Source organism: Mesorhizobium sp. L-2-11, from assembly GCF_016756595.1.
Classification (GTDB): Bacteria; Pseudomonadota; Alphaproteobacteria; order Rhizobiales; family Rhizobiaceae; genus Mesorhizobium.
In genome coordinates, this window is sequence record NZ_AP023257.1 from 6,059,326 (window position 1) to 6,081,504 (window position 22,179).

Sequence of the window (22,179 nt, forward strand, 5' to 3'; positions counted from 1 at the left end):
ACGGCCCAAGAAGTTCGGCGCTTGGGACGGCAACCTGATGACGGAATGGCATGTCCGCTATGGCGGTCGCGCGTGATGATCTACTGGCATGTCGAAAAGGGCTCGACCTGCATTTTCTCGCAGCTCAAGCGCTGTTCGTCTTCGGAGGTCGCGGCGATGACCAAGGTCTTGCTGCGACATTACACCAACGTGGAGATCCAGCGCTTATATGTCGGCAGCCATGGCCAGAGCGCCCTCGGCGTCCCTTTTGCCGCCTGCTCGGGTTCAACCTGCCGCCACGCCTGAGGGCGATCGCCTGGCAGAAGCTGGCGCTGCCAGGCCTGCGCGCTGAATTGCCAAATGCTTCCCATTCTTTCCAAGGTCCTCACTTGGGAGGAGGTCGAGCAGCAGTATGGCCACAGTCAATCTGGGCCGGCCAGAACGACATCGGAATAGTCCGGCCGGCACCGTAAAGTTAACCGACGGCTGATGAAGATGTGCGAACATGGGCCATGTCAGAAGTTGCTCGTGATCCGCTTTATCGTCGCCACCGCTTTCCCGCCGAGATCATTGCGCACGCGGTATGGCTCTACTTTCGCTTTCCGCTCAGCCTGCGCATGGACATGTTGGCGGCCCGCGGCATCATGGTCACGCATCAGACCATTCGAAGCTGGGCGGAGAAATTCGGGCGGCATTTCGCCCGGGAGATCAAGCGACGGTCAGCCGGCTGCCTGGGCGACAAATGGCATCTCGACGAATGTGTGGTGGCCATCAATGGCAAGAAGCAGTGGCTCTGGCGTGCCGTCGATCAGGACGGCTTGGTCCTCGAAGTGCTGGTGCAAAGCCGCCGAAATGCCAAGGCGGCAAAGCGTCTGATGCGCAAGTTGCTGAAGGCTCAAGGGCGGACACCACGAGTCATGATCACCGACAAGCTCCGGTCCTATGATGCCGCCAGGCGCGACCTCATGCCCGGTGTCGAACACCGGTCGCACAAAGGCCTCAATAATCGAGCGGAAAATTCGCACCAGCCGACCCGACGACGCGAAAGGACCATGAAACGCTTCAAGTCGGCACGCCAGCTTCAGCGGTTCGTTTCCATCCATGATCCGATTGCCAACCTGTTCCACTTTCCCCGCAATACGCTGTCATCGGCTCAACATCGAGACCTGCGTAACGCCGCCATGCAAATCTGGAACAAAATCGCGTGTCTCGCCGCAGCGTGACAGCCGTCCCGGCCAGCTATCGCTGCATCAATCCGCTGATAACTTTACAGTGCCGTGGGATATATTAGAAAGCGACTGAGCGTCGGCCCCCGTGGGGCACAGGTATGCGTGCAGGGCCTTCAGACATGGGCCCGCGTTCTGTTTATCGTTTTTGCGGGGTGGGACAAACCTGACGTTAGCTTGTTCATAGAACGGCTTGCGCTCGTCCATGAGTTGGGGAACCGTCTGATCCCGGTCGGAGCCCCGCAGCAGCGGGCGGGTGGTATCGTTCCTGAGGCGGCGTCGTAGCACCCGCGGGTCGGTATTTATCCAGATCGAGACCGCTTTGTCGGCGATGAGTCGCCGGGTCTGCTCATCGTTCAACGAGCCGCCACCGGTCGCGATGACCGCGGGCCCTTGCTCGAGCACACGCGCGATTGCCTCCGCCTCAAGCTTCCTAAAATAGCCCTCGCCATTTGTATTGAATATCTGCGTTATCGATTTCCCGGTCTGCTTCTGAATTTCTTGGTCGGTATCGATGAAGCGCAGCCCCAGTCGCTTGGCGAGTGGCGCGCCAATCGTGGTTTTCCCGGCGCTCGGCATACCGACAAGCACGACCGGCCGATGGCCGAGGGCAGCGACAGTCTCCTTTGCCTCCGGTGACTTGGCGATCTCCGACTCTGTTGATCGTCCGACAGCTCGCAATCCAGGTGCTGCAGCAGCACTATCCTTACCATCCCTCCAGTGTGCTATGCTGAGCACGTTATCGGGTCTGTCAACTGCCTTATTGCCTTCTCTTACCTTCTGCTCGAGTTTCTCTGCCTTCTGCAAAGCATCACGGCGCTTCAGCTCCTGCATCTCTTTATAGGCGTCGTGATTGTCAACTTTGGCGCTGTAGCTGGCTGGCGTATGGAATTCCACCTGGAAACGGTAGCCTTCTGTGGTGGCGAGCACAGTGTGTATGCCGAGATAACTCGGACGCTCGAATTTGAACCAGTTGGTCACCTCGATTTCGGTGTAGTGCTGCTCCTCGAAGGCCAGAATGGCTGCCTTGAAGGCACGTGTAAAATCGTTGTCAGGAATTTCGAAGACGTGGCGTACGGCGCTGCTGATCAGCTGTGGAGTGCTGCCGGACGAGATGCTCGTGCCGGTGAGCTGCTCTCTTATGGAGCGTTCCGATCTCAACCGGCGCTCCAGATGAGGCATTTTCACCTGGATCTCCATTTTCCTGAGGCTTGCGGCGACGCTGAGTGCCGCTGCGGTGATTTTCCCCTCCTCTTTTGTAGCGCGCGCAACCTCAATTCGGGCGCGCTCTGAGGCCTCCTCGGGGGTCAGCGGGATCATCTCGGCAGCTTCGGCGGTGGGCCGAAGGCCGGAGGGTCTGCGCAAAATGCCGTGCTCCGCAGCGAGATTGATCGATGTTTCCATGACTGAAGCCGTCAGCGTGGGGTTGTCCTCCAGGTCCTTCAAGGCTGCATCGACATCAAACCTTCCATGGTTGAGAGACGCTGCCAGGCCCTTGACGTAGGGCACGGACCTCAAGCCAGGCGTCGTATGCAGCAGCCGCTGAAGATCTTGGCTTTTCCTGGAAAAAAGCCGAGCGCCAGTGTTGGATTTGTAGGCATCGGTGCCGACCTTGATGCCGAGGCTCAGGAGATTGTTTGCGCTTTGCACGAGGTCATCCGGGTTGTAACCGTCCGGGCGAGGATCGATCCGCGCAGGATAGTTGTCGATCAAAGCCCGGATGCGGTCTCGGGGCTGATTTGTTACCGGATAGGCATCCGCCAGATCCGGCAACAACTCTGAGACTGCTGCGCTCAGCGTCGTGCTTTTTGCATCGTTCACGGGCCCGACTGTTTCGGGCAGGCGTTCCGGCTTCTGTGCCCACGCCTCAAGGTCGGCGACCAGCAGCGCGGCCATTTCGCGAGCAACCGGATGCCGGGCGACCTCGATCTCGCGCCGCGCTCTCGCAAACACGGTCTCGATATCCTGGCCACTCACCTCCTCTTCGCGGCCCAACAACTGACCGATGTCTCGCCGAAGCTCGTGGTGAACGCCTTCGTAGGTGCCAAAGATGGCACGCTCGGCAAACCAGCCTCGCGCTTCATGGGATTGAGCCAGGAAGTTTCGCTGCAGACCGCTATAGGTTTCCAGGACATCCTGGGTGGCGGCGAGAATCTGGCTGGCGCGACCAAACTGGTACTTGTCGCCGTCAAGCGCCGGAGTATGCGACTTTGGCGGCTTCAGCGATGGAAGTCCGAGAGCTTGCTCCTTTTCATCGAACTCGCGCACATGCTCATAAAGCTGCGGCCGGTCGCCGATGATGATGACGGTGTCGCCATCGAAGTCGCCGTCAAGCTTTTTCTGTTCACCGGTCGGGACGGCAACCAAGGAGCCCGGAGCGAACACCTCGGTGGCCTGCAGGATGCCGAGGCAGTCGAGCGGCGTGTCCTCCTTGACGCGGTCCTTGCCTGTCGTCCAGTGCGAATGGGACTTGACGTCCTCGGCAGACAAAACCAGCCCTCGGTCGGCGTGGGCGGCCGGCCACATCTCGTCCGGCACGACGATCAGGATGCCTTTGGCAAAGAAAGTCGGATCGTCGGCCGCGAGTTCCTCCCCCGACTTCTGGGCGACATTAAAGCTGTATTGGATAGCAACGCAGGTGTCGAGGAACGCTGCCGTCGGGTCCCCATCAACTGCTGACTTGACCAGGTCGGCGGAAAGTGGGCGCAGGTTGGGCTTGTCGTAGGGCGACCGCCCGATCAGCACACCGCTTTTGCCCGTCAACGTCTCGCTCTTGAGCGTCGGCACATGGAGACACTTATCAGCGGACGGTACCGCGACTGCGCCAGGACCGTCGATATGTCCGACAGTCACCGTTCGAAACAGCTCCTCGGCCGTCAGCTCTTTCCCCTCTCTGCTCTCGAGCCAGGTCTTGGCCTTCTCGTGCGCCTCATCGGCCACTTGCTCGCTGCGCGGATAATGTTGCAGCGCCGAGGCAGGCAAGGACGATCTCCTTCCCTCACCAAAAGCAGGAACCCGATCAGGTCCTTCCTGCCGACCGGTCCGGCGAACAGCCGGCATACGCGTGGCCAGCGAGGCCTTGATGAAACCGCAGCCGTCATACGGTCGCAAGGCGATCGGGCCTTCCGGCCCAATCAGCTTGAAGGGACGTTCCTGGTTGGCAGGGCGGTCCGGCAGCAGCGACAATTTGAAGGCGCCTTCCAACGCGTAGTCGCGAGGCCCCAGACCTTGTAAATTCGGTGGCGCTGCAAACCCCCTGCGCTGAGTGTAGTAATATGCCTCTTTGAAAGGCGCCCAAGAGCGCGATAGCTGCTCGAACGCAGTGCCCGGTGCGGTTTCGGCATAGGGAATGGCCAGCAGCTTTCCGCCGGAAGATGCTGCCTCCACCCGACCTGGAATGCGGGCGGCGACCTGCGAAAGCGTCTTCGGCGGCGGCTTTAACTTGCTGCCGCCGAACAGGTCCATGCGGTATGGCACGCCCTCGACGGTCAACGTGCGCGCCAGCATGAACGGGCTCGGCTTTCCGGGCAGTTGCACCGCGACCATCTTCACCGCCCCCGAGGTCAGGCGATGAAAGATCGAATAGCGTGTCTCGGCCTCCGTGGCCAGTTGCCGGCCCTGCATGTCGACCACCGGCAATCGCATCAGCCCCGCCTCGCCCTGGGGCGGTCTGGGCTCGTGGTCCATGGCTCGCAAAGTCTGATGGACGTCGAAGACGGACGCTCGATTTTGGGCCTGCACCGTCGCGGCGTTCTGCGCCATGAACGTGTCCAGCGCATCGGTCGGACCCTCCGCTTCGATCTGCGCGATCAGGTTCCAGCTCATGTTGGAAAGGTCGCGTTCGACGAGCTCGCGCGTGCTGTCCAGGATTTCCTTGGTCTTGGACTGCAGCTCGTCGCGCCTCGCACGCAAATCGGGCTTGTTGCCCTCGACATAGGGCCGCCGCAGCAACCCTGCCAGGCTCGCACGGGCCTTGAGCACTTGATAAATCGACAGGGCCAGACAACGGGTCGAGTACGGCCCGCGGGCCCGCTCGGCATCGCTTGCCCTGAGATGGGCTTCGATCTTGTGCTCCACGATCGGTTGGATATCGTTCAGCAAGTTCAGAGCCGGCCGCCGGTGCCAAAGCAGCTGCTTGCGCGGACTGCGAGCCAGCGGCAGCAGAGCGGCGCACAGATTGCCCATGGTTTCGAGGTTATTCTCATGGGCAAAGCCAGGGGCACGATGCAATTCCGCGAGCCGATTTAAACCTGCTCCTGCGAGCGAACCGAGATCATCATACAATTGAGCCTTGGCCAACGCCTTCAAGATGCTCGTGACGCCCACCGCGTCGGCCTCCTCCAGACGATCACTGGCATAATGAAGATAATGAGCCAGTTTGTGCAGCCGATCTTTCAGCAGAGCGGCCTCTGCAATCTCTCCGGCGTCCTCGCTCCTGAGGATCCCCCGCGCCAAACTGTTGGCGATACTGGAGAGCCCGGGCGCGGCAAAATGACGGAATGGTTGACCCGCCTGGCCGAGTCTGCGCGCGATCTCCAAAATCGCCTGGCTGCACGCCTCTTCTTCCGCAAACCTGTCGAAGCCGTTGAGCAGATTTGCCAGTTGCTGCGGATTAACCCCGGAGAGTCGCTCGGCACCGCGAAGCACCTCACCGGCGATCGCCGCGGTGGCCTGACGTGATTTCTCCTCCTGCGGCCACTTGCTAAAGCCGTTCACCAGGTTCGCCAGGTGCTGCGAGGTAAAATCAGGGAGCCGGTTAGCGCTGCGAATCACCTCACCAGCAATCGCCGCGGCGGCTTGACGTAAGGCCTCCTCTTCCGGCCATTTGCTGAAGCCGTTCACCAGGTTCGCGAGGTACTGCGAGCTAAAGTCAGGGGGCGGGTTTGTGCTGCGAAGCACCTCACCAGCGATCGCAACGGTGGCCTGACGTGAGTTCTCCTCTTGCGGCCATTTACTGAAGCCGTTTACCAGGTTCGCCAGATCCTGCCCATTGAATCCCGACAGCCGGCCGGCGCGGCGAGGCACCGCCCGGGCGATCGCAACCATGGCCTCGCGGCAGTCCAAAGGCCACTTGCTGAAACCGTTCACCAGGTTCGCCAGATCCTGCCCATTAAATCCCGACAGCCGGCCGGCGCGGCGAGGCACCGCCCGGGCGATCGCAACGATGGCGCCACGGCAGTCCTCGGGCCATTTGCTGAAACCGTTCACCAGGTTTGCCAGCTCCTGCGGTTCGAACCCAGACAGCTGGTCGGCGCGGTGACGGACCTCACCGGCGATCGCAACTGTGGCTTGATGTGAGTTTTCCCATCGCGGCCACTTGCTGAAGCCGTTCACTAGGCTCGCCAGGTGCAGCGGAAGAAATTCAGAGAGTGGCTCGGCGCAGCGAAGCACCTCGCCGGCGACCACATTGGTGGCGTAACCCAAATTCACCTCTTGCGGCCACTTGCTGAAGCCCTTCACCAGGTTCGCCAGGTGCTGCACATCAAAATCAGAAAGCCCCTTGCGGCGGCCGGCGCGGTGACAGACTTCACCGGCGATTGCAACGGTGGCGCGTGAGCACTCCGCCGCTTGCAATTTGCTGAAGCCGTTCACCAGGTTCGCCAGGTGCTGCGGATCGAAACCAGAAAGCCCGGCCTTTGGGAGGTCCGCGAGGCGACAGACTTCAGCGGCGATTGCAATTGTAGCGCCGCGGCAGTCCTCTGGCCACTTGCTGAACCCGTTCACCAGGTTCGCCAATGCCTGCGCATCAAACACAGGCAGCTTGCCGGCCCCGCCAGCGACCTGACGCGCGATCGCAACTATAGCGCCGCGGCAGTCCAAAGGCCACTTGCTGAAGCCGTTCACCAAATTCGCCAACGCCTGCGGATACCACCCAGTCCGGCCGGCTTTTTCATCGGCGAGGCGACCGATCGAATCGGCTATGACAATTTCATCGGCGAGGCGACAGACCGCATCGGCTATGACAATGGTCGCCTGATGTGAGTTCCCCGGTTCCCGCGCCTTGCTGAACCCGTTCACCAGGTTTGCGAATGCCTGCGAATTAAACCCAGACAGGCCGGCTTTTTCACCGGCGCGGCCACAGACCTTCCCGGCGATTGCATCGATAACGCCGCAACACTCCTCCTCTAGCGGCCACTTGCTCAACCCGTTCACAACGTTACCCAGGTTCTGCGGATCAAAATCAGAGAGCCCGGCAGGGCGGCGGCGAATCTCGGCGGCAACTGCTACCGTGGCCTTACGAGCGTTCTCCTGTTCCGGCCACTTGCTGAATCCGTTGACCAGCAGAGCGAGACTTTGACCGTTGAGCTCCGACAGCGCTCCGGGTTGCTCATGAAACAGCTTGGCGATTGTGATCATTCCATTGCGACATTCCGCCAATCGGGGATGTCGACTGAACGACAATACGAACAGCGAAAGCGTTTTGCTTTCGACATCGTTCAGCGCCCTGCCGAGCCTCGACACCTGAGCTGCCATGGCCCTGCAAGCTTCCATGCCTGCCTGACCTCCAGGCTCCCGGCTCGTCGCGTTGCATGAGGTGGCGAACCCCCAGGTATTGCCGGCGCGGACATCGTCCTCCCATCTTGGAACAAAGTGACGGGTGAACTCGGAAGCGGCCTTTCGTAGGAATGTTGCCCGATGCGCCTGACTCTGCAGCCTCTTGTCGTTCTCCACCACAGCGTATGAGAATTCATTGATGTCGTGTGCGAAGAAAATTTTGTGCAAAGCGTCATTAAGTAGTGCATCGTCGAAGCTCTGTGCAGCTACATGGTCGAAACGCCGCCGTTCCGGTCCTGCAACCGGCCTGGACTGGCTTTGGTCATGGCGTGCGAGCGTGTCCGGTTGCGACCTACTCGGTTCTTGATCGCCGAGCCAGGACCTCTCTAAACGCAAAGAGCTTTCTTGCCTACCCATCGCTTCGCCGTGCCGACCTTGGGGAGAACCATGCCGCGGCCCACTGGTTGCGCCTCGCGAACCTGCAAGGGCTCCGCGGGGAGCTATGGAGTAATCGGCAGATTTGTCGCCAAGGGCTTCGTCGGCCCCTCGCACGACGCGAGCATAGGACATTCTATCTTGGGGCCCAGAGTGCGTCCGCTCCACGCCGGCATCGGACGATTGGCTGGATTGCCCAGGGGCATGACTTGATTGCGAGTTCAGAGCTTTGGCCAGTTCCTGCGCCTGGTTCAACATTCCTTTGAGCCGGACTGTTTTGTCTTGCACTTCGGGCACCTGTGCAGGCGCAAGCAGGCCTGGTCGACGAGGCTCATCCAACGCGGCCGGACAGGCCCGCATCTCGGCGGGCTGCGTCTGCAGGCGCTCGACCACGGTTTCCGCGACGTAGCGGGCGTCCTCGGGTTTCACCTGGCGCTCTTGCGTCAGTGCTTCCATGGACGGCGGCGCCTGCTTTGCCGACTGTGCGCCCGCCGACGCACTCGCACGCGCCTCCTCCGCGCTCACAAGCTTCGTACCCATATCCGAGAGCACTAGAACCTTGTCTGCTGGCGCCGTGTCGCTGTCGACGGCAGTGACTTGCGACGCCCGCCCGGGGGCTGAACTCCCGGCGCCAACGGCCGGCTTGCCCTTGCCTTTCCGCTTCCTACGCGCTGCGGCGCCTGCCACCGCAGCCTTGCCGGCAGTGTCGGCCGGTATTCCAGCGCCCATATCGGCTGGTGGTGCTATGTTCGCTGGCCAGTTCGGCTGCAGTGCCAGAGTGCCTTTGGCCACTGGAGACTTGCCGACAGTGTCGATCTGTATCGTAGCGCCAGCGTCGGCCGGCGAGGCAATGAGCGCTGGCGCCTTCGGCTGCAGTGCCAGAGTGCCTTTGGCCACTCGAGACTTGCCGGCAGTTTCGGCTGGTATCGCAGCGCCAGCGTCGGGCGGCAGTGCAACGGCTGGCGGCTTCGGCTGCAGTTCCAGCAAGTGCATGACCTCGTGCCCGACGATCCACGCGCCTTCCACGATCTGGCTCAACAGTTCCAATGGGAGGTCGGCACTTGTTTGGTGATCGTTTAGGTTGGTCCGGATGACTTGCAACTCGGACGCAAACTCCGAAAGCCGCTCGATGACTCCTTCCAAAACGGCGCAGTGATCTGCGTCGAGTGGGTGCCCACCGCTGCTCAGAACAGCGTTCTGTGTCGAAAGGAATGCCGGTAAAACGTCCCCGCTGAAGGCTTCCAGCAGACGCACTCGCCCATTCTCAACCATGAGGATTTCCCTGACGGGTGCGTCGAACGTGCTCGCCTGCGGCTCAATCTTCGCCCGCGCGAGATCGATCCGAGATTGCAGATACACGAGCTTGCTATGCATTACCGAGCCGGTTGCCAGCCGCAGCGTGGCCTCTTCTTCCTGCCGCATCTTGGCTGTTGCACTTGGCAAGCTGGCAGTGGCGCGCCAGGCGGCTCGCCCCCGTTCGCAGTGCCCTACCTTCTTTTCCCACCATTTCACGCAGGCCGCATGCGCCTCCACCACACTCTCCGGGGTAGCCGTGGATTGAGTCAGCCCGGTCGCTTCTTCCTCAGCTTTTTTTTTTTGCAATTTGTGGATAGTCGGTTCGGCAAGGCGGCTATATTCTTGCACCGCATCCCACACGAGGTAGCGGCAGGTAATCAACTGGTTGTCGTCCACAATGGTCCGCGCCAAAGCCGGGGATAGGCTCTTGTAGTGGTGCAGAGCTGCTGAGCCTGCATTGATGACCTGATCGAGCAGCTTTTCATCGCCCGGGTCTTGCCTGGCCGCGTTAAAGCGCATGCCCACTAGCGTAAGCAGACTGTCCATTCGTCGCTTTTCCTTGATTTCGTCGCCTGACAAGCAAATGGGCGCTGCCACACCCGAAGTTGGCGGCTGGCTGGCGACCGGGGCCAGGGTTTCACCCTCCAACATTGACGGAACACTGCGCCGCCGCGGACCGGCTGCACGTGGCGCGGCGGCGGCATGCCGCGCAGCGTCCAGGGTTCCGTGTATACCAACGGAGGGGCCGGACGGCCTGTCGTGCAGGGCGTCATCGGCACCGCGCTCCATTGGCACGGCGGGCGTCCTTCTATTTATCTCCACAGAGCGCATCTGCTCCACGACGGTATCGAACGACTGGCTGCCTGCCCCAGGCGCAAGACTTGATTGCGAGCGCGAACTGCTCGCCTCCCCCGTCCTGCCGACTCTCTTTTCAGTCCGCGATCTCCCAGATCGGTTCACGCCCGTCATATTCCGTCTCCGATATAGGCGAGGATGTGTTGCCTATGCTGTTGGGGCTGATGTCGCTGAGCCCTGGCGTATGAAGGCTTTGATGAGTGAAATCACGCCTCGTCAGCTTCGCCAATGCGCGTGTAGTGTGCATCGGACGGGCCACCAATTCGCTATACTAGGATTTGCACTACTATCTTTCCGTTAGCGTCGGGCCGGTTAGGCACGGCAGGTCTAGATAGATCGCTTGGCTGACGATTAGCTGACGGAGAGTTTCAGAACCGTCCCGGGTTTGGCGAAGGCCATTTGGTTTGAGTCACGCGGCTATGGCTGGTTCTTGCAGCATGGCGTAGTATGGCACCGTAAAGTTAACCACGGCTGATGAAGATGTGCGAACATGGGCCATGTCAGAAGTTGCTCGTGATCCGCTTTATCGTTGCCACCGCTTTCCCGCCGAGATCATTGCGCACGCGGTATGGCTCTACTTTCGCTTTCCGCTCAGCCTGCGCATGGTTGAGGACATGTTGGCGGCCCGCGGCATCATGGTCACGCATCAGACCATTCGAAGCTGGGCGGAGAAATTCGGGCGGCATTTCGCCCGGGAGATCAAGCGACGGTCAGCCGGCTGCCTGGGCGACAAATGGCATCTCGACGAATGTGTGGTGGCCATCAATGGCAAGAAGCAGTGGCTCTGGCGTGCCGTCGATCAGGACGGCTTGGTCCTCGAAGTGCTGGTGCAAAGCCGCCGAAATGCCAAGGCGGCAAAGCGTCTGATGCGCAAGTTGCTGAAGGCTCAAGGGCGGACACCACGAGTCATGATCACCGACAAGCTCCGGTCCTATGATGCCGCCAGGCGCGACCTCATGCCCGGTGTCGAACACCGGTCGCACAAAGGCCTCAATAATCGAGCGGAAAATTCGCACCAGCCGACCCGACGACGCGAAAGGACCATGAAACGCTTCAAGTCGGCACGCCAGCTTCAGCGGTTCGTTTCCATCCATGATCCGATTGCCAACCTGTTCCACTTTCCCCGCAATACGCTGTCATCGGCTCAACATCGAGACCTGCGTAACGCCGCCATGCAAATCTGGAACAAAATCGCGTGTCTCGCCGCAGCGTGACAGCCGTCCCGGCCAGCTATCGCTGCATCAATCCGCTGATAACTTTACAGTGCCGAAGCAACCCCCGTTTGCTTAACAGCTGCAAAGTCTAAGGGCGGGCCGCTCCTCAGACCACGGTCATAACGTCTAGTGCACCACATCGCGGATTTGGAAAAACTTTCGGGTGATGCAGGCGTGCTGTCGGGTCGTCAGGTTGTCGGGCAGTACCCAAAACCCTAGAGCAGCATGCTCGATGCCGGCCATCGCGAGAATCAGCCACACCTGCGATCCAGGCCACTGCCGCTCTGCCAGGGGTTTCCCAGATTGCGCCTCTGTCTACTAAGCTGGTTGGAATCCACAAAATGCCGATGTTAGGCCGGCCCATTTCGCATATCGGCCCGGTCGCTCAACAAGGACTTACAGAACGCCGGGGTGAGCTTGCCGCGGTGGATTGCGTTGTCGTAACCCTTCTTAGCCCGGGAGGTCTGCCACTGCCGATTATGGCCGCGCTGTTCATTGGACTTGACGTGGCAAGCGGCGAACTCGGCGCTGTCCAGCGTTGCCAACTGCTGCGCATATATCTTTCGTGTCGTGTGGATGTGCACCCACATTGGACTCGGTAGTGTACGGTTGCTCAGCGCCTTGGGCTGCAGCCTAATCTCGAACAGATTGCTCGGCTCTGGGTTCAACGCGCACGGGGGATCTGCAGGCGTCAACTCCCGGGCCGACCGCAACTGCTCAAGGTGGTTTTGCGAGGGAAATGGGTACCTCTTCATGCAATCCATGATCATATCAGGCTTTTGTTCGTCCCAAGCTTTAGCCAATCCCCGCACATTGGCCAACATGTCCCTGAACTGAACCGTTAGTCGGTGCACGTCGTCCATCTTTCCCTCCTTGGAGAGACGAGACGCCTCCAACGCTGGGAGGCAGGGCTCCATCTCGACAGCCTGCGTTTGCAGGCGCTGGACCACGAGGCCGACGGCGTGTTCGACGTCCTCGGGCTTCCCGGAGCGCGCTCGGGAGATCAAACTTTGCTGAGCAGGCAAATCGAACTTCAAAAGTTCGGTCGACCGTGCGACTAGTGACTTCGTGTTCTCCCCCGTCGTTGGATTTTGCAAGATCGCCAAGCGTGCTGCCGCGGACGACGCACTGTTCTGCGCCTCCTCTGCACTCACGAGCTTCTTCGTACCTAAATCCGTGCGTACGAGCACCTTGGCTGCTGCCGCAGGGTCGCTGACGGCCGCAGCGACTTGCGGCTCCGGCCGCCCGGCCGCCGAACTCCCGGCGCCAGCGGCCTGCTTGCTCTTGTCTTTTCCTTTTTTTCTGGGCGCTGTAGTGCTTTCGGCCACCATAGTCTTGCCGGCAGTTCCAGTCGGCATCGCAGCGGCAGCGTCGGCCGTCAGGTCAGGGGCTGGCGGCTTCGGCTGCAGTGCGAGGAGGTCCGTAACCTCGTCCGAAGCGATCCAGGCGTCGTCCACGATCCGGGTCAACAGTTCCAATGGGAGGCCAGCACCTGCTTGGTGATCCCTTAGCCTGTCAACCACGGAGTGCGAGGCCGACGCAAAATCCGCAAGCCGCTCCACAACTCCTTCCAGAACGGCGCAGTGTTCCGCGTCGAGCGGGCGCCCTTCCTTCCTCAGTACAGCTTCGGCCGTCGAGACGAATGCCGGAAAAACCTCGCCGATGAAGTTACCCAGCAGACGCGTTTGCCCGTTGTCACCGATGAGGAGTTCCCTGATGGGTGCTTCGAGCATGATCGCCTGCGGGGCCATGTTGACCTGCGCGAGATTGATCCGCGATTGCAGCTGCATTATCTTTGAATTGACAACCCAGCCCGAGTGCAGCCGCAGCGCGGCCTCTTCTTCCCGCCGCATCTCGGCTGTTGAGCTTGGTAAGTCGGCTGTCGCGACGCAGACGGCCCGCATCAATTCGTGGCGCTGTACTTTCTTGTCCCAACGCTCCACGCAGGCCACGGGATACTTCGCCATACTGGGAGCCGATCGGCTCAGCTGGTCGAGGGTGGCATTGGATTTGACCAAGTTGTGGAGAATGTCCTCCATCCGCTTCCGGTTCTGTTCCTCCTTCTTGAAGATCGTATGGGCCAGCTCGTTGGCACTGTCCGCCCGATGAATCACGTCGGCGCGGTAGTGACGCACATCATCGTCGGACAGAGTGCTGCGCGCCTCATCCTTGGGCAGGCTCGCGTAGCATTCCAGAAGTTCTGCGCCCGCATTAGCGAGCTGATCAAGCTCGTCTCGGAAGCCCTCCATCGGTTTTCCGCTATGCAGGCTCTTCTCTTCGAGAACTTGGATTTCGTCAATCAGCGAGCACATTCGTCGCTTTGTCTCGTTGATGACTTCGCCTGACGAGGAACTGGGGACTGTCACACCCGAAGTTGACGGCTGGCTGGCGACCGGCGCCAGGGCTTCACCATCCGACGTTGAGGAAACACTGCGCCTCCGCGAACCGGCCGCACGTGGCCCGGCGGCTGCACGTGGCGCAGCCGCCGGGATTCGATGTGGGGGAACGGAAGGGCCTGAAGATTTGCCGCCAAGGTCATCATGGGCACCTCGCGCAGCGCCAGCCGAGGGTGAACCTTTACCTCCCTCAGAGCGCATCCGCTCCAGGACGGAACCGAACCCTTGGCTGCCTTCCCCGGAGGCAAGACCTGATTGCGAGCGCGAACTGCTCGATCCGGCTCCAGCATCTCCAATGCGCGATTTTCCAGATCGGCCAATGCCCGTCATTTTTTCATCTCCGATATAGACGAGAACGCGCTGTCTGTGGATTGGGGCTGATGTGTCAGCCGTAGTGCATCAGGGCTCTGGCGGGTAAGTGCAATCGCCCAGATGACAGGTGGCATGACGTCTGAGAACCAGCGGCATGTTTTCGTCAGTCGTCATGGCCAGCCCGGATCGACCCTGCCGCGCCGGTCCAGCCTGAACCCAATGCAAAACACACGAAGACCTGTCGATCTCCACGATAGGAGGCCGCGAAACTAGCGAGTACGGGCGTGCCGGCGCTGGAGACGAACTCGCATTGAGACCAGGCGGCGCCATGTGCGCAAGTGCTTGCCAAAGCCGTGGCTGCCCTTTGACCGTACCGGGTCGTTAGCTTGGTTGGAGCTTTCGGATGAGCCACTTTTCCGACCGTACATGGCATTCGTTCCCTTTTTGGCGGAAGTCTTTAATATGATTTTGAGTTGTTAGGTCTCTCTCGAAGAGAGCTACTCGAACGAGCTGACGGTGAGCTGACGCGCTGTAAGCTAGTTCCGGCGGGGCGATGCACCTACTGCGTTCGCTTTTTCTCTCGGGGGCCGTCGAATTCCCTCGCCTTCGGCACTCGCGCAGCGCATCACGGATCGGAATTAACTTTCGGATGATGCGGGCGTGCTGTCGGGAATGCCGCCCTGTCGACTGTTGCGCACGATGATGATGGCGGGCGCAACCATCGACCTACTGGCCGGCCAAGCGTTTCTCGTGGCGGGTTTCCAAATCGAGACAAGAACCGCGCGTCATCACCGATCAGCGGCCAAGCGCGATCCGCGCTCGCCCGGGCTGCGTAACCTGACCAACTCCGCCCGGCCGAACGCTGATCGCTCCCTGTAGTCTCGGACGGTGAAGGCCGGCGAGGCCCCGGCGCTGATCCATGCCTGGTCGGCCCCACGCGGAAGGGGCACCTGTAGAGGCCAGAGCAGCACTGCGCCGCATAGGGTCCAATGCCCTCTGGCAGGTCGGGCACCGCTTCGGCATTGAGATGGAAGTCGGAGGCGCCCGCAGAGAAGCTCAAGACCTGGCGCGAAGTTGTTGGGCCGGTGTTTCGCGGCACCTGGCCACTTGACGCCGAACTCCAAACGCCGAGGGCCAACTTCAAGTTGGTTCAGATGCTACGGGCCAAGGGAGACGCGTTTCCAGAGGCGGTCGACGATGTGATTCCCCTAATCACGCAAGAGCCTGCGGTCAGGGGCACAACCGTGTTCTCTTTAAGAGACGCCGATCCGGCACTCTACAAACTGGCCCCTAGTCTTACTGTGTCGTAAGTTTCGTTAACGACTGATTGCGAGAATGGCGATTCGTGCTTCATATGGAGGGAGCGATGGATCTCCAGGACGGAATCGAAACGAGTGAATCGCGTTTTGCGGCCTATGTCGAGACGCTGGCCTCGGTATTGGGTCATGCTGACCGGGTGGCGCCGCTGAAGGCCTATTGCACCGGGCTGCTTTTGCCGCGCGAGCGCAAAAGCGTCGAGCCGATGGCGGCACGGGTGGAGCCTGGGCGTGTCCAGGCGGCGCACCAGTCGCTGCATCATTTCGTAGCGAAGGCGGATTGGTCGGATGATGCCGTGCTGAGCCGCGTGCGGGAACAGGTGCTGCCAGCGCTTGAGCGTCAGGGGCAGATCCGTGCTTGGATCGTCGACGACACCGGCTTTCCCAAGAAAGGCAAGCATTCGGTTGGGGTTGCACGGCAGTATTGCGGGCAGCTCGGCAAGCAGGACAACTGCCAGGTCGCGGTCTCTCTGTCGGTTGCCACCGAGCAGGCGAGCCTGCCGATTGCCTATCAGCTCTATCTGCCGGAAAGCTGGGCGAACGACCCTGACCGGCGGGCCAAGACAGGCGTGCCGGAGAATGTGGTCTTCCGCACCAAGCCCGAAATCGCCCTCGCGCAGATTCGGGCGGCGCTGGAGGCCGGCGTCTCACGGGGCGTGGTGCTGGCCGATGCCGGTTACGGCAACGACACCGCCTTCCGCACCGGGCTGACAAAGGTGGGCTTGACCTATGTCGTCGGGGTCCAGTCCTCGATCCGCCTGTGGTCGCTCGGCACGCAACCATTGCCGCCGAAGCCGTGGAGCGGACGCGGACGCCCGCCCTCGCGCGTTCGGCGGCAGGCTGAACATGCGCCGGTCTCAGCCAAGGAACTGGCGCAAGCGCTGCCCGAGGACGCCTGGCACATGGTTACTTGGCGCGAGGGCTCCAAGGCGTCGCTTGCCTCACGCTTTGCCGCCGTGCGGGTTCGGCCGGCCCATCGCGACTACTGGCGCTCCATCCCCCACGCTGAGGAATGGTTCCTGATCGAATGGCCGGACGGTGAAGTCGAGCCAACTAAGTACTGGCTCTCGACCTTGCCTGGAAAGACCAGGCTTGCCGACCTCGTCGATCAGGCCAAGATGCGATGGCGGATCGAGCGGGACTATCAGGAACTCAAGCAGGGGTGCTGTCACATTGATTTTGGCTTAACGGTTTGACGATAAGTCAGGTTGGCATGGTCGAAGCATGCGCCACCTACAAGAACCATCGCTTCCCGATCGAAATCGTTGCTCATGCCGTCTGGCTTTATTACCGGTTCGGGCTGAGCCTGCGCGATGTTGAAGAAATGCTGCTGGAGCGGGGGATCGTCGTCTCCTACGAGACCATCCGCCGCTGGGGAAAGAAGCACAGTCCCGATTATGCACGTCGCCTGCGCCGCAAGGCGCCATCGAAAGACGATGTCTGGCATCTTGATGAGGTAGCCGGGCACCGTAAAGTTAACCGACGGCTGATGAAGATGTGCGAACATGGGCCATGTCAGAAGTTGCTCGTGATCCGCTTTATCGTTGCCACCGCTTTCCCGCCGAGATCATTGCGCACGCGGTATGGCTCTACTTTCGCTTTCCGCTCAGCCTGCGCATGGACATGTTGGCGGCCCGCGGCATCATCGTCACGCATCAGACCATTCGAAGCTGGGCGGAGAAATTCGGGCGGCATTTCGCCCGGGTGTCGATACCGGATCAATACTCCCCATAAGTGCCGTTTGAATCTTCCTCAGTTTAGCGTTGCCGCCGGTCTTCCGGGGCGCGCCCCGGAGGACCGGCGGCGCGTCATCACCGATACTGCTCTCGATGGTCGAGAGGGGAATGGCGGTGATCAAACTCAGGGAGATAGTCATGATCTTGGATATGCATCGGCAGGGGCTGTCGGTGTCAGCGATCGCCAGGCAGACCGGCGTCGATCGAAAGACAATCCGCAAATACATCGAGCGTGGCCTTGAGGCCCCTGCCTATGGACCAAGGAAGCCGCGGGCGACGGTGATTGATCCATTCACCGCCTATCTGCGTGAACGGGTTGCTGCCTATCCCGGCCTTAGCGGTCGGCGGCTCTTGCGAGAGCTGAAGGATCGTGGGTATGCCGGGGGCTACACCACCGTCACGGACTTCCTCAGAGACGTTCGTCCGACCTCAGAACCCGGCTTTGAAGTTCGGTTCGAAACAGCTCCCGGCGAACAGGCCCAGGTGGATTTCGCCCAATTCCATGTCGTCTTCACCGACGAGCCGGCAACCCCCAGGATCGTCTGGCTGTTTTCTATGGTGCTGGGCTATAGCCGTCTCATCTGGGCGCGCTTTGCTATGCATCAGGATCTGCCGACGGTGCTGCGATGCCACGCCGCGGCGTTCGATGCGATCGGCGGCGTTCCGCGCGAGATCCTTTACGACCGAATGAAGACTGCCGTCATCGGCGAAGGCGAGACGGGTGGCATTGTTTATAACCGCGCTCTGCTCGATCTCGCCCGCCATTTCGGCTTTCATCCAAAGGCCTGCAAACCATATCGCGCCAAGACGAAGGGAAAGGTCGAGCGACCATTCCGCTATATTCGTGAAGACTTCTTCCTGGCGCGCTCGTTTCGCAACCTTGATGATCTTAACACCCAACTGCGGCAATGGCTGGATGTCGTTGCCAATCCGCGCGTGCACGCCACAACGCAGCGCGTCGTCGTCGAGGCCTTCGCGGAAGAGCGCCTTCATCTGCGTCCCTTGCCGCTGGCTCCGTTCCGATCGGTTCTGCGGCTTGAGCGCAGGATATCCCGAGAGGGCATGGTCAGTGTCGGTGGAAACGCATACAGCGTGCCCGACGCCACCAGAAGGCGGCTCGTCGAAGTTCACACCTTGGCCAATGAGGTTCGAATCTTCGAAGACGGTGCGCTGATTGCTGTGCATCCGGTGTTGGAAGGTCGCCATCAGCGACGCGTCGAACCAGGACACAGAACCCTTCGCTCACCGCCGCGCTCGCGATCGCGCGTCAACAATGACGAGATCATTCTTCATGGATCCGGAGACCGGGTCACACAGCGGCCGCTCGCCTTCTACGACGCCGTCGCCAGAGCCATGGCACAGGAGAACCGCCCATGAGCGCCGCGCTCGATGCCGTGCCGTCGATGATCGACCGCATTCGCCATGACCTGGTCGGCCTGAAGATGCCACGTGCCCTTGAAGCACTTGACCATATTGTCCGCCGCCTGGAGCATGGCGAGCTGTCGGCGCTCGAAGCGATCGACATTCTCCTTTCCGAAGAGCTGACCCTACGGGAGAACAGCCGTATAAAGACGGCGCTGCGGATGGGTCGGCTGGCAACCATCAAAACGCTCGCCGGCTTCGATTTCTCTTTCCAGCCCTCCCTCGATCGCGATCGGATCTTCACACTCGCGCAACTGGGTTTCGTCGAAAGGCACGAGGCCGCCCATTTCCTCGGGCCGCCAGGGACTGGCAAAAGCCATCTGGCTATCGCGCTCGGCGTCGAAGCTGTCAAAGCCGGCAAGAGCGTCTACTTCTGCACCCTGGCCGATCTCATTGCAGTGCTGTCCAGGGCCGAGCGCGAGGGACGGCTGCAAGAACGCATCCGCTTCTTCTGCAGGCCAAGTCTGCTGATCGTCGACGAGATCGGTTATCTCCCGGTCATCGCCGGCGGCGGCAATCTGTTCTTCCAGCTCGTCAACGCCCGCTACGAGAAAGGGGCAATGATCCTGACGTCCAACCGCGGCTTTGCAGAGTGGGGAGATGTTTTTGGAGACCCAAGCAGAGCAGGATGCCCCTGTCATTGATCGGCTGGTGTCTCACATCACGGTAGTTGACCGTCGACACGCGCTCTGTGGACAGCGGTTTGAGGTGGCATCACTTCGGTCGGGGCGCGGACCTGCCTTTGTTGTCATCCGCCTGCCGGATGGGCGGTTACGCAATATCCGCCGGTCAGTGACGGATTTGTCGCGCGCTATCGATGATGACGATGAGCATCGCGGCGGGACTGAAAAGTTAATATCCGTTAGAATTTTGCTTCCTTTAGTGTATTATGTGCGAATCACCTTTGGTAACTCAATAGCGAATTGCAATGGTTGCTCATGCATTAGCACTTCGGATGGCGGTATCTCTTCCGGAGGCCAACGTTCCACTGGTAAGGATCAAGCGAGACTCGCCCAATCTTTGGAACGATCTCCCACCGGTATGTCAGCACCAACTCGCGCAGATGCTTGCGACTCTGATCCGCCGGATGCCGCCGACCGCGCCGGCGGTGAGGGAACAGTTTGATGTTGGCCGTCCCGGGTAATTCTGACGAGCGGCTCACGGCCGTCCGGCGTTCAAAGTTCGCTTACGTTTATGTACGCCAATCCTCGATAAACCAGGTGCGCCACCATCAGGAAAGCACCGAACTTCAGTACAGCTTGGTGGACCGAGCCGTCAGATTGGGCTGGCCGCCGGATCGTGTCGTCGTCATCGATGAGGATCTTGGAAAATCGGGAAACGGCCAAGTCGAGCGCGGCGGCTTCCAACGGCTCATCGCCGAGATCGGGCTCGGCAACGCGGGTCTGGTGGTCAGCCTCGATGCATCTCGATTGGCACGCAATAACCGAGATTGGCATCAACTCCTCGAGTTGTGTTCATTGTTCGGCGTTATCATCGCTGATGGCGAGCGCCTCTACGATCCCTGCGCTTATCACGACCGGCTGCTGTTAGGGCTCTCGGGGATCATGAGCGAAGCAGAGTTGCATCAGATCCGCATCCGCCTGCATCAAGGGGAGCGGCAGAAGGCGGCGCGAGGCGAGCTTCGCATACCGCTGCCAGGTGGCTTGGCGTACAACCGCTCCGGCCAGATCGTGCTCAATCCTGATGAAGAGGTGCAGGCTCGGCTGCGTCTGGTCTTCGACAAATTTAGGGAGCTTGGGACCGCGCGACGCGTTATGCGTTACCTGCGCACGCACGACCTACGCATACCGGTGCGGCCGCTCCGCGGGCCGGGACCCCATGAGCTGGTGTGGCGAGACGCCACCATCGCCCATGTCCATTATATTTTGCACAACCCGGCCTATGCCGGCGCATATGTCTACGGCCGGCGCCGAATAAATGCGGTCCGCCAAGGTCCGGGTTCGCACCGCGCAACCTCGAAGGTGGCCATTGACGACTGGGAGGTTTGCATCAAAGACGCACACCCTGGTTATATTGACTGGGAGGAGTTCATGGTCAATCAGCGCCGCCTCGCCGACAACACCAATCGATACGAGGCCGGCCACCGCGGCGCGCCGCGCAAGGGCATTGCTTTGCTGCAGGGCTTGGCGGTTTGCGGCCAATGCGGGCGGCGGATGACCGTGCGCTACAGCGGCCCCGACAGTGCATGCCCCGTTTACTGCTGCCTGGCGGACCGCAACCAGACCGGCAGCTCTCTCTGTCAGGAGGTTCGGGCGCCCGCAGTAGATGAGTTGGTCGCCCAAACCCTCCTGAAGGCGTTGGAACCTGACCAAATCGCCATCGCCATCGCTGCGCTCGACGAGATTGCGGAGGAAACGCGGAGCCTCGAGAAACAATGGACGCTACGGCGGGAACGTGCGCGGTATGACGCCGAGCGGGCTCGACGACAATACGACACCGTGGAACCGGAAAATCGTCTCGTCGCCAGAACCCTGGAAAAGGCATGGGAAGACAAGCTGCGCTTGGTCGATGAGATCGAGCAGGAATATCGTCGGTGGAGAGACCGAGAGCCCTTGGTGTTACAGACACAGGATCACGCGGCGCTTCAGCAACTCGCCGAGAATTTGCCGGCTATCTGGCACTCAGAAACGACCCAACCAGAAGACCGCAAACGTATCTTGCGCTTCATCGTGCAGGAGGTCGTTCTCGACCAGAAGAAGATACGCGGCCAGGTCGCCATCAGGATTCTTTGGCAGACCGGCGCAACCAGCCAACATCAAATCCAACGCCGAGTTCAATCTTACGATCGAGACTATGGCGAACTCGAGCTTGTGCGTGAGCGGATCACGCAACTCAATGCTGCGGGCGATATGGACAGGCAAATCGCCAAAAAATTGAACGACGAGGGCATTCGTTCAGCCCGAGGCAGACCATTCACCTACGAGAACGTCTGGCTTCTGCGCCACCGCTGGGGAATCCCGACAGCCAAGATTAACGGTGTCGCAGCCAATCCGACACGCTGGCCTGATGGGACCTACTCTGTACAGGGCGCTGCCGCTGCAATCGGCGTGACGGCTCAAACCATCTTCGATTACCTCGCCCAGGGACTTATCAACGGTCGGCAAAGCACGAAAGGCCAGCCTTGGCAGATCAGCCTTTCCAGCGACCAGATCGATCAACTTCAACGCCGACTGCAACGGACCAGGCGATCAAGGAAAGGTGCATCATGAAGCATTCGCGGACGCTGTGGTCGCCACCGCGCTTCTCGACAGGCTTTTGCATCATGCCGTCGTCGTTCAGATTGAAGGATCAAGCTACAGGCTGCGCCAGCATGCCGAATTGATGCCTGAACACGTCCGTTCGAAAGCCCTGATTACTCCACCGTCCTTCGCTCCACCCTCACGCCCCAGAGGGCGGCCGCCGAAAAATACTCACTTCTCCATGCCGTCCGAGACGGCATAATTGGGGAATTTTACTTCGGCACTTTTGGGGAAATT

General features: G+C 60.5%; 6 protein-coding genes and 6 pseudogenes. 10 read left to right on the forward strand and 2 right to left on the reverse strand.

Annotated elements, in window-relative coordinates; translation table 11 throughout:
• Window positions 1–7: 7 nt before the first annotated feature.
• Together JG739_RS28895 and JG739_RS28900 are read left to right on the forward strand one after the other, a co-directional pair.
• Window positions 8–393: pseudogene (locus tag JG739_RS28895) on the forward strand (Tn3 family transposase); the annotation flags it as partial.
• Between the two features lie 98 nt (window positions 394–491).
• Window positions 492–1,202, forward strand: coding sequence for an IS6 family transposase (locus JG739_RS28900; protein WP_202364448.1), 711 nt, complete (start codon window positions 492–494; stop codon window positions 1,200–1,202).
• 27 nt (window positions 1,203–1,229) lie between these two features.
• Here JG739_RS28900 and JG739_RS28905 read toward each other — a convergent pair whose 3' ends face one another.
• Window positions 1,230–10,400 (reverse strand): shikimate kinase, encoded by a 9,171-nt coding sequence (locus tag JG739_RS28905; protein ID WP_202364449.1) that lies wholly within the window; start codon window positions 10,398–10,400, stop codon window positions 1,230–1,232.
• A gap of 383 nt (window positions 10,401–10,783) precedes the next feature.
• On the opposite strand from JG739_RS28905, the gene JG739_RS28910 reads away from it, so the two are divergent.
• On the forward strand, window positions 10,784–11,500 hold the full coding sequence (locus tag JG739_RS28910; RefSeq protein ID WP_202364450.1) for an IS6 family transposase: 717 nt from the start codon (window positions 10,784–10,786) through the stop codon (window positions 11,498–11,500).
• A 350-nt stretch (window positions 11,501–11,850) separates the two neighbouring features.
• On the opposite strand, the gene JG739_RS28915 is transcribed toward JG739_RS28910, so the two are convergent.
• Complete coding sequence (locus tag JG739_RS28915; RefSeq protein WP_446720518.1) at window positions 11,851–14,226, reverse strand: hypothetical protein; 2,376 nt, start codon at window positions 14,224–14,226, stop codon at window positions 11,851–11,853.
• 1,348 nt (window positions 14,227–15,574) lie between these two features.
• On the opposite strand from JG739_RS28915, the pseudogene JG739_RS28920 reads away from it, so the two are divergent.
• From JG739_RS28920 to JG739_RS28950, 7 genes and pseudogenes are all read left to right on the forward strand, one after another.
• A pseudogene (locus tag JG739_RS28920) lies at window positions 15,575–16,684 on the forward strand (IS701 family transposase); the annotation flags it as partial.
• 53 nt (window positions 16,685–16,737) lie between these two features.
• Window positions 16,738–16,888: pseudogene (locus JG739_RS36465) on the forward strand (IS6 family transposase); the annotation flags it as partial.
• A 148-nt stretch (window positions 16,889–17,036) separates the two neighbouring features.
• Window positions 17,037–17,225 (forward strand): annotated as a pseudogene (locus JG739_RS28930) (IS6 family transposase); the annotation flags it as partial.
• Between the two features lie 149 nt (window positions 17,226–17,374).
• Complete coding sequence (gene istA / locus JG739_RS28935) at window positions 17,375–18,637, forward strand: IS21 family transposase (protein WP_202367696.1); 1,263 nt, start codon at window positions 17,375–17,377, stop codon at window positions 18,635–18,637.
• Window positions 18,634–19,299 (forward strand): annotated as a pseudogene (istB, locus tag JG739_RS28940) (IS21-like element helper ATPase IstB); the annotation flags it as partial. The gene istA and the pseudogene istB, both read left to right, overlap by 4 nt.
• A gap of 507 nt (window positions 19,300–19,806) precedes the next feature.
• Window positions 19,807–21,912 (forward strand): recombinase family protein, encoded by a 2,106-nt coding sequence (locus tag JG739_RS28945; protein ID WP_199202838.1) that lies wholly within the window; start codon window positions 19,807–19,809, stop codon window positions 21,910–21,912.
• Window positions 21,911–22,144: pseudogene (locus JG739_RS28950) on the forward strand (ATP-binding protein); the annotation flags it as partial. The gene JG739_RS28945 and the pseudogene JG739_RS28950, both read left to right, overlap by 2 nt.
• Window positions 22,145–22,179: the final 35 nt, after the last annotated feature.

Coding starts and splice junctions, on each gene's coding strand:
- JG739_RS28900 (WP_202364448.1), top strand. CDS start 492: ATGTCAGAAGTTGCTCGTGATCCGCTTTATCGTCGCCACCGCTTTCCC.
- JG739_RS28905 (WP_202364449.1), bottom strand. CDS start 10,400: ATGACGGGCGTGAACCGATCTGGGAGATCGCGGACTGAAAAGAGAGTC.
- JG739_RS28910 (WP_202364450.1), top strand. CDS start 10,784: ATGTCAGAAGTTGCTCGTGATCCGCTTTATCGTTGCCACCGCTTTCCC.
- JG739_RS28915 (WP_446720518.1), bottom strand. CDS start 14,226: ATGACGGGCATTGGCCGATCTGGAAAATCGCGCATTGGAGATGCTGGA.
- JG739_RS28945 (WP_199202838.1), top strand. CDS start 19,807: ATGTTGGCCGTCCCGGGTAATTCTGACGAGCGGCTCACGGCCGTCCGG.